Origin of the sequence: Alloprevotella tannerae ATCC 51259 (assembly GCF_000159995.1) — a bacterium.
Classification (GTDB): Bacteria; Bacteroidota; Bacteroidia; order Bacteroidales; family Bacteroidaceae; genus Alloprevotella; species Alloprevotella tannerae.
In genome coordinates this window covers 275,197-291,037 of record NZ_GG700643.1, presented here as the reverse complement: position 1 = coordinate 291,037, position 15,841 = coordinate 275,197, and the positions used below count along the sequence as shown (strand labels likewise).

13 protein-coding genes and 2 tRNA genes are annotated in these 15,841 nt (G+C 44.9%); 9 read left to right on the top strand and 6 right to left on the bottom strand.

Annotation, left to right across the window (positions count from 1 at the left end):
* Nucleotides 1-18 precede the first annotated feature (18 nt).
* The 3 genes from nspC to GCWU000325_RS07215 all read right to left on the bottom strand — a co-directional run bounded on the left by nspC (nt 19) and on the right by GCWU000325_RS07215 (nt 3,311).
* Entirely contained in the window at nt 19-1,167 is a 1,149-nt protein-coding gene (gene nspC, locus GCWU000325_RS07225) for a carboxynorspermidine decarboxylase (protein WP_006255689.1), read from the bottom strand.
* Between the two features lie 74 nt (nt 1,168-1,241).
* On the bottom strand, nt 1,242-2,282 hold the full coding sequence (galE, locus tag GCWU000325_RS07220) for a UDP-glucose 4-epimerase GalE (RefSeq protein WP_006255688.1): 1,041 nt from the start codon (nt 2,280-2,282) through the stop codon (nt 1,242-1,244).
* Between the two features lie 114 nt (nt 2,283-2,396).
* Nucleotides 2,397-3,311, bottom strand: coding sequence for a ribonuclease Z (locus tag GCWU000325_RS07215; protein ID WP_040599487.1), 915 nt, complete (start codon nt 3,309-3,311; stop codon nt 2,397-2,399).
* 710 nt (nt 3,312-4,021) lie between these two features.
* On the opposite strand from GCWU000325_RS07215, the gene GCWU000325_RS07205 reads away from it, so the two are divergent.
* From GCWU000325_RS07205 to GCWU000325_RS07170, 8 genes are all read left to right on the top strand, one after another.
* Nucleotides 4,022-4,858, top strand: a complete 837-nt coding sequence (locus tag GCWU000325_RS07205) for a TPM domain-containing protein (RefSeq protein WP_169303829.1) — start codon at nt 4,022-4,024, stop codon at nt 4,856-4,858.
* Nucleotides 4,859-4,929: 71 nt separating this feature from the next.
* Nucleotides 4,930-5,532, top strand: a complete 603-nt coding sequence (locus GCWU000325_RS07200) for a LemA family protein (RefSeq protein WP_006255682.1) — start codon at nt 4,930-4,932, stop codon at nt 5,530-5,532.
* Between the two features lie 28 nt (nt 5,533-5,560).
* Nucleotides 5,561-6,730 (top strand): AIR synthase-related protein, encoded by a 1,170-nt coding sequence (locus GCWU000325_RS07195; protein WP_006255681.1) that lies wholly within the window; start codon nt 5,561-5,563, stop codon nt 6,728-6,730.
* A 35-nt stretch (nt 6,731-6,765) separates the two neighbouring features.
* Nucleotides 6,766-7,881: a peptide chain release factor 1 gene (prfA, locus tag GCWU000325_RS07190; protein WP_006255680.1), complete on the top strand. Its 1,116-nt coding sequence runs from the start codon at nt 6,766-6,768 to the stop codon at nt 7,879-7,881.
* 62 nt (nt 7,882-7,943) lie between these two features.
* Complete coding sequence (gene pyrF / locus GCWU000325_RS07185) at nt 7,944-8,774, top strand: orotidine-5'-phosphate decarboxylase (protein WP_006255679.1); 831 nt, start codon at nt 7,944-7,946, stop codon at nt 8,772-8,774.
* A 182-nt stretch (nt 8,775-8,956) separates the two neighbouring features.
* A tRNA-Arg gene (locus tag GCWU000325_RS07180) sits at nt 8,957-9,030 on the top strand.
* A gap of 11 nt (nt 9,031-9,041) precedes the next feature.
* A tRNA-Arg gene (locus GCWU000325_RS07175) sits at nt 9,042-9,115 on the top strand.
* Nucleotides 9,116-9,269: 154 nt separating this feature from the next.
* Entirely contained in the window at nt 9,270-9,719 is a 450-nt protein-coding gene (locus tag GCWU000325_RS07170; RefSeq protein WP_006255677.1) for a hypothetical protein, read from the top strand.
* Nucleotides 9,720-9,842: 123 nt separating this feature from the next.
* Here GCWU000325_RS07170 and mltG read toward each other — a convergent pair whose 3' ends face one another.
* Nucleotides 9,843-10,850 (bottom strand): endolytic transglycosylase MltG, encoded by a 1,008-nt coding sequence (gene mltG, locus GCWU000325_RS07165; protein WP_006255676.1) that lies wholly within the window; start codon nt 10,848-10,850, stop codon nt 9,843-9,845.
* 477 nt (nt 10,851-11,327) lie between these two features.
* On the opposite strand from mltG, the gene GCWU000325_RS07160 reads away from it, so the two are divergent.
* Complete coding sequence (locus GCWU000325_RS07160) at nt 11,328-11,738, top strand: HU family DNA-binding protein (RefSeq protein WP_006255675.1); 411 nt, start codon at nt 11,328-11,330, stop codon at nt 11,736-11,738.
* Between the two features lie 742 nt (nt 11,739-12,480).
* Here the strand turns inward: GCWU000325_RS07160 and GCWU000325_RS07155 are convergent.
* Nucleotides 12,481-14,979, bottom strand: coding sequence for a S9 family peptidase (locus tag GCWU000325_RS07155; protein WP_006255673.1), 2,499 nt, complete (start codon nt 14,977-14,979; stop codon nt 12,481-12,483).
* Nucleotides 14,976-15,794: an LPS export ABC transporter ATP-binding protein gene (lptB, locus tag GCWU000325_RS07150; protein WP_006255672.1), complete on the bottom strand. Its 819-nt coding sequence runs from the start codon at nt 15,792-15,794 to the stop codon at nt 14,976-14,978. Before lptB ends, GCWU000325_RS07155 begins: the two co-directional genes overlap by 4 nt.
* Between the last annotated feature and the right edge of the window lie 47 nt (nt 15,795-15,841).

Here is a 15,841-nt window from a genome sequence, read left to right as displayed (position 1 = left end):
AATAAGTCATTGTTTCTCTTAATCCATTCGGTCTCGATAATCTTCATATCCAAAACGGCGCAATAACTCTTCTTCTCCATTTTCTCTCAACAAGACAAGGGAAGGATGGGGAATACCGTTAAACATATTGGTCTTTACCGTTGTATAATGAATCATATCTGAAAAACGAATGGTATCGCCAATTTGCAAAGGTTGCTCAAAGCGCCAATAACCCATAAAGTCTCCGCTCAAGCAACTATTCCCGCCTAAACGATAAACGAGTGGCTCGCGCTCGCGTCCGGCAGCTTGCGGCGGTTCCAATGTCTCCGCACCTCTAATTGCAGGCCAATAAGGCATTTCTAAACAATCGGGCATATGGCAAGTAAAACTTACATTTAAAATAGCTGTCTTTATCCCATCATTTTCCACGATGTCAACGACACTTGCAAAGAGATCGCCCGTCTGCCATGCGAAAGCAGAACCCGGTTCCAAGATCAAATGAAGCTGAGGATAGCGCGCCTTAAAACTTTTTAGTGTATCAATCAGCAGTCTTACGTCATAATCTTTACGCGTAAGCAGATGCCCGCCGCCAAGGTTCAACCATTTAATTGCCGGAAGCCACTTACCAAAACGCGCTTCGATATGTTCAAGTGTATGCACCAAAGCTGCGGCGCTACTCTCGCAATGATTATGGCAATGAAAGCCTTCTACGCCTTCAGGCAATTGGTCAGGTAGTTGCTCTGCCAAAATGCCGAATCGAGAACCCGGCGCACAAGGGTTATAAAGCGTAGTCTCTATTTCGCTATACTGCGGATTGATGCGCAACCCGCACGAGATCAGCTTCCCATTTTCGACAATACGAGGATAGAAATGTTCGAATTGTTGTAGTGAATTAAAAGTAATATGGCTACTACAACGCATAATCGTATCAAAGTCCTTATCCTCATAAGCCGGAGAATAAGTATGCGCCTTAGAACCAAATTCTTCGAAAGCCAAACGCGCTTCATTGGGAGATGACGCCGTGGTATGCGCAATATAATCTCTGAAAATGAAGAAAGTTTTCCAAAGGGCAAAAGCTTTGAAAGCCAAGATAAATTCCACGCCGGCTTCGTTTGCCGTTCTGCGAATCAGCGCCAGATTATTGCGCAACAATCTTTCTTCTATTCTATAATAAGGTGTTTCCCGCATATTTCAGTTACCAAACTGCCGAAGAAACCACCTAAACGCCGCAGGCAATCTCTTCGGTAGTGAATATGGTTGCTTTACATCACGCCTCTTTCGCGGAGCTTCAATTGCCAATTCCACGCAGACGAAAGTGCATCCTCCAAAGAGTGCATAGCTTTCCATCCTAATACATTATTGGCCTTATCAACATTGCCCCACACTTTAACGATATCGCCTTGGCGACGGCCGGCAATAGCATAATTAAGTTTGACGCCCGTACATTTTTCAAAAGTATGGATCAACTCTAAGACACTAACGCCTTCACCAGTGCCTACGTTATAAATCTCCACTTGTTCAGTATTCTTTCCCGACAGAACGCGCTCCATTGCTGCAACGTGAGCCTTAGCTAAATCGACCACATATATATAGTCACGAATACAAGACCCATCAGGCGTATCATAATCATCGCCGAAGACGCTTAAGCATTCTCGAATGCCTATGGCCGTTTGTGTAAGATACGGAATAAGGTTTGCCGGAACGCCATTAGGCATTTCTCCGATGATTCCCGTTGGATGCGCACCGATCGGGTTAAAGTAACGCAGCAAGACAGCGCTTAGTGGTGCGCCGCTCTTACAGAAATCAGTGATAATATCTTCGTCTATTTTTTTCGTATTCCCATAAGGACTCTCCGCTTCTTTGCGCGGAGCAGCCTCGGTGACGGGTAAATTTTCAGGGTCGGGCTGTCCATAGACCGTGCAAGATGAGGAAAAGATAAAGCCTTTCACCTTATGCTCTGCTGACATCTCAAGCAGGTTTATCGTTGAAAGGGTATTGTTGCGATAATACTTCAAAGGCTTCTCCACACTCTCGCCTACAGCCTTGCTGGCTGCGAAATGGATAATGCCGTCGATTGGTGCATATTTATGGAAGACGGCATCCAGCGCTGCATAGTCGCAGCAATCTACTTTTTCAAAAAAGGGACGTTGTCCTGTGATTTGTTCTATGCCATCTACAACGTCAGCTGAGGAATTAGAGAGGTTATCAACAATCACCACTTCGTAACCTGCCGAGAGAAGCTCTACTGTTGTGTGCGAGCCGATAAAGCCTGTACCGCCGCTGACTAAAATTCTTTTTTTCATATTCTATGTTACTTTTCAATGCATATACTTACTGCAAATGTACGATTTGCATGTAAAAAGACAAAGCCATCTTTACTTTTATCTTTAATCGATGGTACGACCTGCGCTCTTTCTTCAAAGCGAGATGCACAAGCCTTCGTGCGCCAAAATCGCATTTGGAAACACCTCCTGCGCCTCTTGCAAGAGTACAGTTTCGTCTTCATAGCGCGCAGAGAAATGTCCCAGCAACAGCTTTCCCACTTCAGCCGCCCGAGCAATCTGCGCCGCTTGGCGTGCAGTGGAATGGCCGACAAGGCGCGCACGTTCTGTCATATCTTCGGCAAAGGTAGCTTCGTGATAAAGCAGGTTTACACCTTTGAGGGGTTCGCAAAGTGATGGATAGTAAGCCGTATCGCTACAATAGGCATAACTTCGCGGCGCATCACCCGCAAAAACCAAACGATGATTTGGGATTATGTCGCCCTCAGGTGTCGTCCAGTCAGTTCCTTGCTTAATGCTGTTGATGGCATAGTGAGGTATTTTATAGAAGTCTATCATCTCTCGCTTAATGTGAGGCAAAGATGGTTTCTCGCGAAAGAGAAAACCGCAGCAGGGAACGCGATGTAGAAGAGGCAAGGAGGTCACCGTCAAGCCGCGATCTTCGTATATCACTTGTGTTTGCTTGGTATCTATTGGATGAAAAGGCACTTCAAAGGCCGACTTTCCGACAAAGAAATCAATTTGATCCTGCAATATCGGCTCAAACTCTGCCGGAGCATAAACGTGCAAGGGGGCGGTTCTGCCTAATAGGGCAAACGTTGAAATCATGCCGACCAGACCCAAACAATGATCGCCATGCAAATGACTAATAAAGACGGCTTGCAGACGAGCAAAGGGCAAGCGCCGGCGACGATATTGAAGTTGCGTTCCTTCGCCGCAATCGATCATAAACAATTTATGGCGAAAGTTTACGATCTGTGCTGCCGGATTATGGCGCATCGTAGGTACAGCGCAGCCGCACCCAAGAATTGAGATTTCAAACTTTTCCATTTGGCTTCTTCATCTTAAATGATGCTTCCGTTCATTCAATCGGGCATAAGACTTTCGCAAATTGAAGGGCCGAATGCTTGGCAAAGATACGATATTCGCCGCAAAATGATCAACTCTCGGCTATGATTTTATGCGGCAGAGCCGTATGTCGCACACTTACTCCCCCACTCGTTTCTTCCTCGTCTAAGATTCTTTATTATGGGCTTATTTTCAACTGATTATATCCTTATATGCATCTTATTTCAATGCTATGAGTATTGTTTGCCGGCACCAAACTATCGTTTGCCGGGAGCATACTATGGTTTGGCGCGAGCATACTATCGTTTGCTGCCGGCAAACAATGGACGGTTCAACTCGTCGGCAATGCACACCGAGACTTTTGACCCGATTTTATGCTTCTTTGTCCTTATTGTTTTGACCGGCCTTATAAACGCGAGCGACATACTGCCTCCACTATGAAAATAGCATAAAACAACAATAGAGATAAGCATCAAAAACAGCACGGTGAGCGTCACTTTTTCGACTTAAAACGAGCGAAACACAAAAGTAAAGCAGAGATTCTTGCGTATTTGGCAGGCTTCATGTAAATTTGCTGAAAAGAAATACACGCTTACAGAATTATGCTGCGAAAACTTTTCATCTTTTTATTGACTTTAAGTGCCTTAAGTTGCTTTTCTGAAACGACAGAATGGACACCTAAGAATCTGCCAATGGTATATTTGAAAGATAAGACTCAGCACGTCTGCAACCCGGAGCAAATCTTATCTAAAGCCACGACTGATTCGATCAACAATATGCTTACTGTGCTTGAAGAAAAGCGTGGTGTACAGGCTATAGTCGTGGTTGTAGGGCGCGTAGAAAATGCCGATGCTTACCGTTTTGGTATGGATCTGGCGGAACATTACGGCATAGGTAGCAAGGAGCAAAACTCCGGCCTCCTCATCGTGCTTGCAACGAAAGATAGAAAATATCAAATTTTGACGGGAACGGGCTTAGAAGGTACACTGCCGGATGCCATTTGCCGGCGTGTAGAGAATCGACTGATGGTCCCGGCCTTAAAAAGAGGTGATTGGGACGAAGCTATGTTTACTTCCGTCAAAGCCTTGTCAACCTATTGCATGGGCGATAAAAGTTTAGTAAACTCCAACGGAGATTTGGACGAGGATGAGTTATCGCAATTACTCGGCTTAATCATCTTTGGTTTTTGTGCCTTTCTAGGCGCAATTTATGCCGTAGTAAATGCCCTTAGAACAAGACGAATTTGTCCGCAATGTCGTAACAGTAAGCTAAAGGTCGTTAAAACAAGGATAGAACGAGGCAAAGATAAACACCTCTATAAAGTATTCTCCTATCGCTGTAAAAAATGTGGGTACGAGGATGAGAAAAAATATTCTCTTGCTCGTAATCAAGCCCACTTGAGAAACGTTGGTCCCTACTCGTTCGGTAGTGGCTGGGGCAGAGGCTTCAGTGGAGGGGGTGGCTTTGGAGGCGGAGGTAGCTTCGGCGGTGGAAGTTTTGGCGGCGGCGGAAGCGGTGGTAGCTTTTAGACGAGCCGAATGAGTAATTGGCGTACACGATTCTCTTTCTCTATTTTTAAGAACAAAAATAATAACGCATTATGAAATCATTATCCAAGAAAAATCTGATTCTCCTCGCCGTAGGAGGCTTGCTACTCATCTGTGTCTTTTGGTCCTTTTCCACATACAATAGTTTAGTGGGACAAGATGAAGTTGTCACCACTGCTTGGGGCAACGTGCAAACTCAATATCAACGCCGAAGCGACCTCATCCCTAATCTGGTGAACGTGGTCAAAGGCTATGCAAAACACGAAAAAGAAACGCTCGAAGCCGTTGTGTCTGCAAGAGCCCGCGCTACGCAGATTACGGTCAGCGCAGACGGACTAACACCGGAAAAATTGCAACAGTATCAACAGGCACAAGGACAACTCTCGGCAGCACTTGGGAAACTCTTGGCTGTATCTGAGAGCTATCCTAACTTAAAAGCCAATGAAAACTTCTCCGAACTGCAAGCGCAGTTGGAAGGTACAGAAAATCGTATCTCAGAAAGCCGCACGCGTTACAACAAAGCTGTGCAGGGCTACAATATATCAGTACGAAAATTCCCGGGAAACATCGTAGCTAAAATGTTTGGCTTTGCTCCTAAAGCAAAATTTGAAGCTGCAGAAAACGCACAAAACGCACCGACTGTCAACTTTGAATAAGTAGCGGTAAAATACATATCTCCTTATTATGGATCCAAAACAACGCTATATGATGCGTGGCGTTAGCGCAATGAAAGAAGACGTGCACAACGCCATTAAAAACATTGATAAAGGGATTTTCTCACAAGCTTTTTGCAAAATCATTCCCGACATTTTGGGCGGCGACCCGGAGTATTGCAATATTATGCACGCCGATGGCGCCGGCACGAAGTCGAGCTTGGCTTATGCGTACTGGAAAGAGACGGGTGACCTCTCCGTCTGGAAAGGCATAGCCCAAGACGCGCTGATTATGAATACCGACGATTTGCTTTGCGTCGGAGCAGTCGACAATATCTTAGTAAGTTCAACTATCGGGCGCAATAAGATGCTGATTCCGGGAGACGTTATCTCAGCCATCATAAATGGTACGGACGAACTCTTACAGCAACTGCGCGAAATGGGCATTGGTATTTACGCCACGGGAGGCGAAACGGCCGATGTGGGTGATTTGGTGCGCACAATCATAGTGGATAGCACGGTAACCTGCCGTATGAAGCGCTCAGAAGTTATTGATAATGCGAACATCCGCCCCGGCGATGTGATTGTCGGCTTAGCCTCATTCGGACAAGCGACCTACGAGACGAAATACAATGGCGGGATGGGCAGCAATGGGCTCACCTCGGCACGTCACGACGTTTTCGCAAAAGATCTCGCGAAGAAATACCCCGAAACTTACAACCACGACGTTCCGCAAGAACTTGTTTATAGCGGCATCTACCAGCTTTTGGATCCGATTCCCGACACGCCGCTCACGGCGGGCCAATTGGTTTTATCGCCAACCCGTACTTATGCGCCGGTAATCAAACGTCTGTTGGAGAAAATGCGGGCAGAGATTCACGGAATGGTACATTGCACCGGCGGCGCACAGACAAAAGTGCTCCATTTTGTTGGTGAAAATTGCCGTGTAATCAAAGATAATATGTTCCCCTTGCCTCCTTTGTTCCGTATAATCCAAGCACAAAGCGGCACAGATTGGCAAGAGATGTATAAAGTCTTTAATATGGGGCATAGAATGGAGATTTACGTTGCACCGGAAAAGGCCGAAGAAGTCATCAGCACGGCAAAAGACTTTAATATCGATGCACAAATCGTCGGCAGAATTGAAGAGGGAAAGCGCTCATTGACGATTCGAAGCGAATTTGGCGAATTTAATTATTAAGACTCACGCACTATATCTTGTGCAACACTTAGAAAATGGCAGTAACCACAAATACGCTCTTAGAAAAACTTGACGGCCTGCGCAGTCGGTTTGAAGAAGTTTCCACGTTAATCACAGATCCTTCAGTCATAGCTGATCAAACGCGCTACGTGCGCCTGACAAAAGAGTACAAAGAGCTGGAAGACTTGATGCAAGCTCGCAAACGCTATGCAGAACTCTTGTCTAATTTGCAAGAAAGCAAGAATCTGCTGTTAACGGAAACGGATGCGGAACTCAAAGAATTGGCTCGCGAAGAAGTAGCTGCGTGCGAAGCGGAAATCCCGACTTGTGAAGAGCAGATAAAATTGATGCTTGTGCCGAAAGATCCCGAAGATGGGAAAAATGCAATCTTAGAAATACGTGCCGGAACCGGAGGCGATGAAGCTGCTCTCTTTGCCGGCGATCTCTTTCGTATGTATGCGAAATTTTGCGAGAGCAAAGGTTGGAAATTTGAAGTATCTTCAGCTAACGAAGGTGCCGTCGGCGGTTTCAAAGAAGTCGTTGCCTCCGTCACAGGAGCGGATGTTTACGGCACATTAAAGTATGAGAGCGGTGTACATCGCGTACAACGTGTACCGGCTACGGAAACGCAAGGACGCGTACACACTTCGGCGGCAACGGTAGCCGTACTTCCTGAGGCGGAAGCTTTCGATGTTGAAATTCACGAAGGAGAAATTCGATGGGAAACCTTCCGTTCGAGCGGCGCAGGCGGGCAGAACGTCAACAAAGTAGAGTCCGGTGTGCGCCTACGCTATGATTGGAAGAATCCAAATACCGGAGAGACGGAAGAAATATTGATAGAATGTACGGAGACGCGCGACCAACCGAAGAACAAGGAGCGAGCTTTGGCCCGCTTGCGCACATTTATCTATGACAAAGAGCATCAAAAATACGTAGACGATATAGCCAATCGGCGCAAAACTTTAGTTTCGACAGGCGATAGAAGCGCAAAGATTCGCACTTACAACTATCCGCAGGGCCGCATTACAGACCACCGCATCAATTATACCATATATAATCTCCCCGCCTTTGTAGATGGCGATATCCAAGACTGCATTGATCAATTGATGGTGGCAGAAAATGCAGAGCGAATGAAGGAAGCCGAACTATAAGCAGCAAGTCTCTACCGGTAAATTCCTCAGTAATTAAACAACAAACCGAAAAGTATATCTCAATGAACAAACAACAATTAGTCGATATCATACGCAAACGGCGCACCTTCCTCTGTGTGGGTTTGGACACCGACCTAAAAAAAGTGCCAGCACATATTTTAGATATGCCAGACCCCATATTTGCATTCAACAAAGCGATCATCGACGCCACAGCTCCCTATTGCGTGGCTTACAAGCCCAATTTAGCCTTTTATGAATGCTTTGGCGTGGCCGGTTGGACGGCCTTTGAAGCCACAGTGGAGTACTTGCGCACCAATTATCCTGAACATCTAATCATTGCCGACGCGAAGCGAGGCGATATAGGCAACACTTCGGCGATGTATGCGCGTGCTTTCTTTGAAGACCTCAACGTAGACGCACTAACCGTCGCACCTTATATGGGCGAAGACAGCGTTGCCCCTTTCCTACCCTATAAAAATAAGTGGGTAGTCTTGTTGGCACTGACGAGCAACAAAGGATCGGCAGATTTCCAACAACAAACGCTGGCTGATGGCGAGGCTTTGTATGAGAAAGTTCTGAAAACGAGCCAGCAATGGGCAGATAGCGAGCAGATGATGTATGTTGTAGGCGCAACAAAAGGCGATTTTTTCAAACATATTCGCGAGATTGTCCCGCATCATTTCTTGCTCGTACCCGGAGTTGGCGCTCAGGGAGGATCACTTGCTGAAGTTTGTCGTTATGGAATGACGAATGAAGAATGCGGTCTGCTTATCAATTCTTCCCGCGGCATTATTTACGCAGACTCATCCTCACGCTTTGCTACCGTAGCCGGTGAGAAAGCACACGAGCTACAAATAGAAATGGATCAGCTCCTCACCGAGCGTGGCTTATAACAATCTTATAATGAATTAAAGCAATAGAAGGAGAGAACGAATTTTAGCCATAAGCGCGTGATACATTTGCCGTTAATCTGTACTTTCAGGACAATATCAAACCAAGCGCTATTTTTTTCTGCTAAACGCTTGTTCATTCTCTAAAGAATCCCTACTTTTGCAGTCGCAATTCGGAAAGAATTGGCTCGCTAGCTCAACTGAATAGAGCATCTGACTACGGATCAGAAGGTTATAGGTTTGAATCCTATGCGAGTCACTCTGACGTTTGGCTCGCTAGCTCAACTGAATAGAGCATCTGACTACGGATCAGAAGGTTATAGGTTTGAATCCTATGCGAGTCACTCCATTCATCCCTATATCTCCTTATGGTTGATATGGGGATTTTTTATGCTGATTTCTTTTCTATTTGATCTGCTTATCATAACTTTGAATCTGAAATATGACCAATTCTATATTTTTGGTCGCAAAACAAGATAAATTTGTAAAGATAAGCATATGAAAAGAATCGCATCCGCATCAAGACTCCTCTGCAGTTTATTGCTCCTCTGCCCGCTCTTATTTTTCAGTAGCTGCGAAGAAGATATTTGGTTTCAGCGCAACCCATTGAGAGAAACAGCTTGGCGGGTAATCAACATAGAAGAACAAAACCCGGGAAACTGTCCGTTTAGGATAGGAAATTTACTCGTCTTCGGCAGCACCTCCTCAGAGTTTTATATAGAGACATTCAGTGGTAGGCAATATGGTTTTTGGAACTTAAGAGGCGATAGACTTACGCTAAGTTTTGATCCGAGTAACCACAACAACAGCATATCCATCTATATCACGCAAAGGTCCTTCGATGTTTTGGCTTTTGATTGTGTAGACAATCTGTATAACCAGCGCTACCGCATCCTCGTTCAGCTATACCGACAATCCGGCTATAGTTTGTCTGAAGCTAAGAAGTAGGTAGCAGAGGCGCGGCCTTGGCTGCTCAACCGGCACACAAATAAACTTTCAGCTATAACAGCTCAAGCGCTCCTTGCGAATAGTTCTTCGCAAGGAGCGCTTGAGTTTTCTTTACCAAAGTCTTTATTTGATTCCTCTCGCATTCAACGCCTCCGCATATTTTTGGGCATTGACTTGATGCTCTTCATAAGTTTCGGCGAAGTTATGTGATCCGGAGAAATCCTCTTTCGCACACATATAGAAATAGTTGTGGTGTGCATAATTGAGTACCGACTTAATGCTCGCGATACTCGGGATGCAAATCGGCCCTGGAGGAAACCCTGCATATTTATAGGTATTGTAAGGACTATCAGTAAAGAGAATGTCGCCCGCGATACGATGCAGGTAAAATTTACCCGTCGCATACTTCACCGTAGGATCAGCCTGCAAACGCATACCTTTTTTATAGCGATTCAAATACATACCGGCAACCATTGGTTTCTCCTTATTGTCGTTCGTCTCTTGCTCCACTATTGAAGCCAAAGTCATTACTTGCAGCGGAGTAAGCCCGTTCTTCTTAGCTAAAGCCTTACGCTTCGGAGTCCAATAATTGTCATACTCTTTCTTCATCCTTGTCATCAGTTGCTCCGGCGTGGTACTCCAATACAACTCATAAGTATTCGGAATAAAAAGTGCGATAATCGTGGCTGTATCTACACCATATTTAGCGCAAAAGGCGGGATCGTGAAAGGCACGTGCGAAGGTTGCGGAATCAGTCTCAAACGACTGCCCCAATTTACCTGCCAAATCGTTGGATGTACGCACAATGGGGACGACAAAAGCCACAGGCCCTTGCTTCCCATTGCGCATATTACGAAACAATTGCAAAGTACCCACACCCGTAAGCGTATACCGCCCATGACGAATATGCTTACGATAACCCATCACTGCCGACAAGGTCTTAAAACTAAGAAAATGCCCGGGTGCTGCTACACGATCTAACTTCACATAAACAGAATCGGCCGTGTCGTCAGCATCAACAAAGATATAAGCATCCTTCTTCAAAGAAAAATCTGCAAACAACATCCAATACGCAACGACAATTAAACCGACGAGTACAGACAATATTATATACCGATAGTTACGTTTCATTTTCTCTACTTTTTTACTGTCTGCAAAAGTACGCTAACTCAAGAAAAGAGCAAAACTCCTCACCTATTTTTACAGGATTTCCTTTAAGCACATGTCAATGTTAGTTGAAGACTCCACTATTGTTATTATTTAACGCGAGTCGGTATGATTGTGTAATTGTTTATCCAATACGCAACTAAATATAGCCTTCTCTCGATGAAGATAACAAGATAACAACTTATTATCAAAAAGTGCAACAACAAGCCCTTAGGCTTAGTCTTTTGGCAGGGCAGGCGTTGGAGCGAAGCGACAACCCTGACATAGTTCGCCGCAAAAGGGCAACCCCTTAGGGTTGGTCTTTCAAAATCATCCGCATATCAGCTTATAATCAAGCGATTATTGCGCGTTTTGCCGGCTCGGCGGAAATGCTTACCTTTGCATACGCAAGGGCGAGGAGCGCTCTTGATTCAATTATTCACCAATTAAATCTATACCACAATGATTAAATTCGTTATTAGGGCGAAGAAAAATCCGCTCAAGAGAGATCAAGTGAAATTTTATCCGCAGATGGCGCCGGGCGTGCCCGTAATGTTGCGCACGATTGTCGGGCGCATCGAGAAGCGTTCGGGCGTATCTTCTGCCTCTGTTAAGGCGGTGTTGGATGCCCTGCAATATGAGATTCTCCAAACACTTGCGGACGGTAATTCGGTTCGCTTAGGAGACCTCGGTTCTTTTCGCCTGACGATGCACGGCGAGGGCGCGTCGACGGCGAAAGAGGCCAAGGAAAAAGGTGCAAATCTCATTAAACGCGTGAGCGTAAGGTTTACGAAAAGCAGTGCGATGCGCTTAGCTCTTGACAAGCGCAACTTAATCTTCGGTGCGCAGGACGATATCCGGAATGCGAAGTAAGTGGGATTAAGGCACAGCTTAGTGCCGGCAAAAAATTACATTTAACAAAGGCCGCGTTTCCGGTTTCGGGGGCGCGGCTTTTTCGTGTCTTGTTGAAAAAGGGTTGTTTTCCGTGTATGCAAGGATAGGTTTCGGGCAAACTTTCACCTATGATCGGAAAAATTGTCTTATAGGAAAGTTTAAACGGTCTTATAGGCAAATTAAAATTGTCTTATAGGAGAGTTTCAACGATCATAGGTGAAAGTTTAGCGAGGATGCGGAGGCGGGTTCTCCGATAGCAACTTTCCGAAAATCTTAGTCGTAAAAGTCGTTTTTATTTCCTCTTTTTCTATTTTCAAAGGCTCTTTCAGGGGAAGGATTTTCTACCTGCTTTCACACTGATTCATCGCTTTAAAGATCTCCGTCAAAGGCTGATATGCGACACGCGGAGCAAAATAAAACTAAAAAATCGCCTTTCCACTTAGCTTTTCTGCATTATTTGTTTTGAAAACCGCAAGAAGAAAACATAAAAAGTACAGAGAGTGAAAAAATATGATGCCATGTTTTTCGCGGACATTACCTCTTTGAGAGTGCGGAAGGCTTTAATCGTATCGATACGGTCATTAGAACAATAATGTCTGCTTAATAGAAACAAGTAAGACTTTAGTTCAGAAGATGTAGACACAACAAAAAAAAGAGCGCTTAACTCCTATCTGTAGTAATTAAGCGCTCTTTTAGTCTAAGTTATAGTTTACGGCCTTATTTATTTCGTGGTATTTGTTTTATCAAATTCATCGCCCGGATAGAGTGTATTCCACCAAAGAGGCTTTTGCTTTAACCACATCGCAAACCAAGCATTGATGATTTCTTGCCAAGCTTTACGCTTAGTGAAGTCGCCAATATAATGGTTCTGATCTTCTACGGCCACATAGGCTGTGGGACGCCCCAGAATCTTTAAAGCAGTAAATATAGCCTGACTTTGATCAGTCGGTACGTTTGTATCAACCGTACCATGCAACAATAAGAGCGGTGTATGAATCTTATCAGCATTGTACAAAGGAGAATGCTTTACAAACAAATCAGGATTATTCCAAGGGAAACTTCCATACTCAGCAGTCTCACCATAAGAATAGCCCCAATAGCCACCACCCCAATAAGCACCAATATCACTGATACCGGCATGACTAATTCCACAAGCAAAGATATCCGTTTTTGTTTGTAGATATTGCGTCATAAAACCTCCATAAGAGGCACCGATGCAACCAATACGAGACTTGTCAACAAAGGGATGGGCTTTTAGGAAGGCTTTTACGCCTTGAATAATATCGTCAGAACTCTCGTCACCCCAAGTATTAACGTGACGTGCCGCAAACTCTTGCCCAAAACCTATGGCGCCACTGGGCTCTACTACGTAAGCCACATAGCCCTGATTAGCAAAGTCAGCTACAGGATAGACATACTCTAACTGCTTTGTAGTCGGCGTGCAACCACCATAATAATAGACAATCATCGGATACTTCTTATTGGGATCAAAATTAGCCGGCACATAATAGAAGCCTTTGATTGTATCGCCTCGCTCTGTCTTAAACGACCAGTCTTTACAAGCAGGAAGGGCTACATCCTTCATCATTTTAGCAAAATCGATATTGCCGATTCGAGTTGCGGCCGGCTTAGCATCTTTTAATGACGCCAAGAACATCTCTCTTGCGCTATGGTCGGTCTGTCCGGTAAAGAAGAGGCGCGGTTGCGCTTCATTGTAAGACAGGCCACAGCTTCCGAGACAAGTAACGGGAAGGGAGAATTTTATTACCTTCTCTGTCTGAGGATTTAATTTGAAATAGGAAATATCAAAACCATCGTCGGCCGAGAAGTAGATGTTCTTATCACCCGTAGCCCAATTAACTCTATTAACGCTAGGCTTAAAGTTCTTCAAAATGGGGCGTACCTGCTTCGTAGCGAGATCAAGCAAATAGAGACGATAGTCGAAGGAGTTAGGAAATTGATCAGGTTTAACTTCTGATCCTATGCCATCAAATGCCGCAGGAGAGGCCTTGATCAAGATTTGTTTGTCGTCGGGCGAGAAAGAGCAGGACTCTACAAACGTCGCGTTGTTGTAGATCGTATCTACTTTGTTGGTCGACAAATCTAAGGTCAAAATAACCTTACGATTAAAGGGACGTTGCGTGGCCTCAAAACGGTCGTAAAGCAAAAGCAAGCGGCGCCCATCAGAAGAAATATCCTCTAGTCCTACACTTTCTTTTCCGAAGGTTAGGCGCGCCATCGTCCCGGTTTTTAGATCATAACGGAAAAGAGATTGGCGCTTTCTCCAGCCTGGCATACGATCATCGGGCTGAAAGATACGCTTAATTCCGTTTTCATAACTCTGTCCGTCTTCTTCCACACGATAAACCAAGTAATCTCTTTGCGGAGAGATTTCAAAACTACCGGTGGGAATGCCCGAAGCAAGTACAGACTCTTGTTGTGTTGCAGGATCAAAGGTATATAAAACGCGGCCTCCCGTTTCTTCTCTCGTACCATACATAATGTCTGCTTTAGGCAGCCATCTAACATCTGTATAAGCATTGTAGCGATTGAGTACCTTTTGTGATTTAACGTCTTTGATAAATGTCTCATATACAGACGTTCCATCTTTCTTAACCGTAACAATACTGTAGGCAAGATATCGTCCGTTTGGAGAAATGCTCAGGTAGTTGGGATGCGGCCCTAAAATCATATCGTCTCTTACATACAAGCGCTTACCTGTCGCATTGATTTGTAAAAGATTCAAGTCCTTTCCCGCTAAACTTATATTAAAGGAATCCTTTTCTTCAGGCTTAGTAAGGCTGAGAATGTCCACATTGCTTTCGCCCGGCCGCAAGGAGAAAGGCTGACCGGCTGAAATCTCCTTGCCGTTGAGATACATTTTATATTTACTCAGATTCTTCGCAATAATTGTAGGGCGAAGGAAGTCTTGCGTGCGAAGCGTAAAGCGTAAAGCGCGCAAAGTAGGCTTATTGTCAATTGCCGGTAGTGCCGTTGCCCTCCGAATCGTTTTGTCGCCGGTCGGGAGATCTATCAAAGTGCTGTTCTTACTAAGAACTTCCTCCATATCAAAGGTAGTTCCTTTCATATTCGTCTTATCCGTTTGATACGGAGTTTGCAAAACCAAGGCACCTTGAAGGTAAACCTTGTCCACGTGGATCGTGTCTGCAAAGGCTGAGAGCGGCAATAGCAGCAAGCAGCTTAAAAATACTTTCATCATGAGAGACTATTTTCTTTTTGTTTTTCTATACTTTGGAAATCTTTCTTTCTCAGTTTAAAAGAGTTGGTCAAGTATTTATCCCTCACGACCTGATTGGCAGCAAGTTCTTCAGGCGTACCCTGAAACAAGATACGCCCCTCAAAAAGCAGATAGGCTCTATCAGTAATACTTAACGTTTCCTCTACGTTGTGGTCGGTAATTAAAATACCTATATGTCGGTCTTTTAGTTTCCAAACAATGTATTGGATATCTTCTACTGCAATCGGATCGACGCCGGCAAAGGGTTCATCAAGCATGATAAACTTAGGATCAATGGCTAAGCATCGAGCTATTTCCGTGCGCCGCCGTTCTCCGCCCGACAGTTGATTGCCTTTGTTCTTCCGAACCTTCCCTAAGCGAAACTCCGCAATAAGACTTTCGAGCTTGTCTTTTCTATACTCTTTTGACTTCCCCGTCATTTCGAGTACGCTCATAATATTGTCCTCGACACTCATCGAGCGAAACACGGAAGCCTCTTGCGCCAAGTAACCAATGCCATAGCGCGCTCGCTTATACACAGGAAACTTTGTAATGTCGTGGTCATTTAAATAGATGTGTCCCCCATTCGGCACTACCAAGCCCGTAGTCATATAAAAGGAAGTCGTCTTCCCCGCTCCGTTAGGTCCGAGCAGTCCGACGATTTCCCCTTGATGCACGTTAAATGAGACGTCGTTCACAACCGTTCGGCGCCCGTATTTTTTTACTAAACCCTCTGTGCGCAGAACCATTGCGTCCTTTGCCGTCAAGTCAGCCAAATCTTTCTCTAAGTCATCCATATAAAGGTATGCTTATCTGTATCATTTCATTGCGAAAGTGCGGAAGC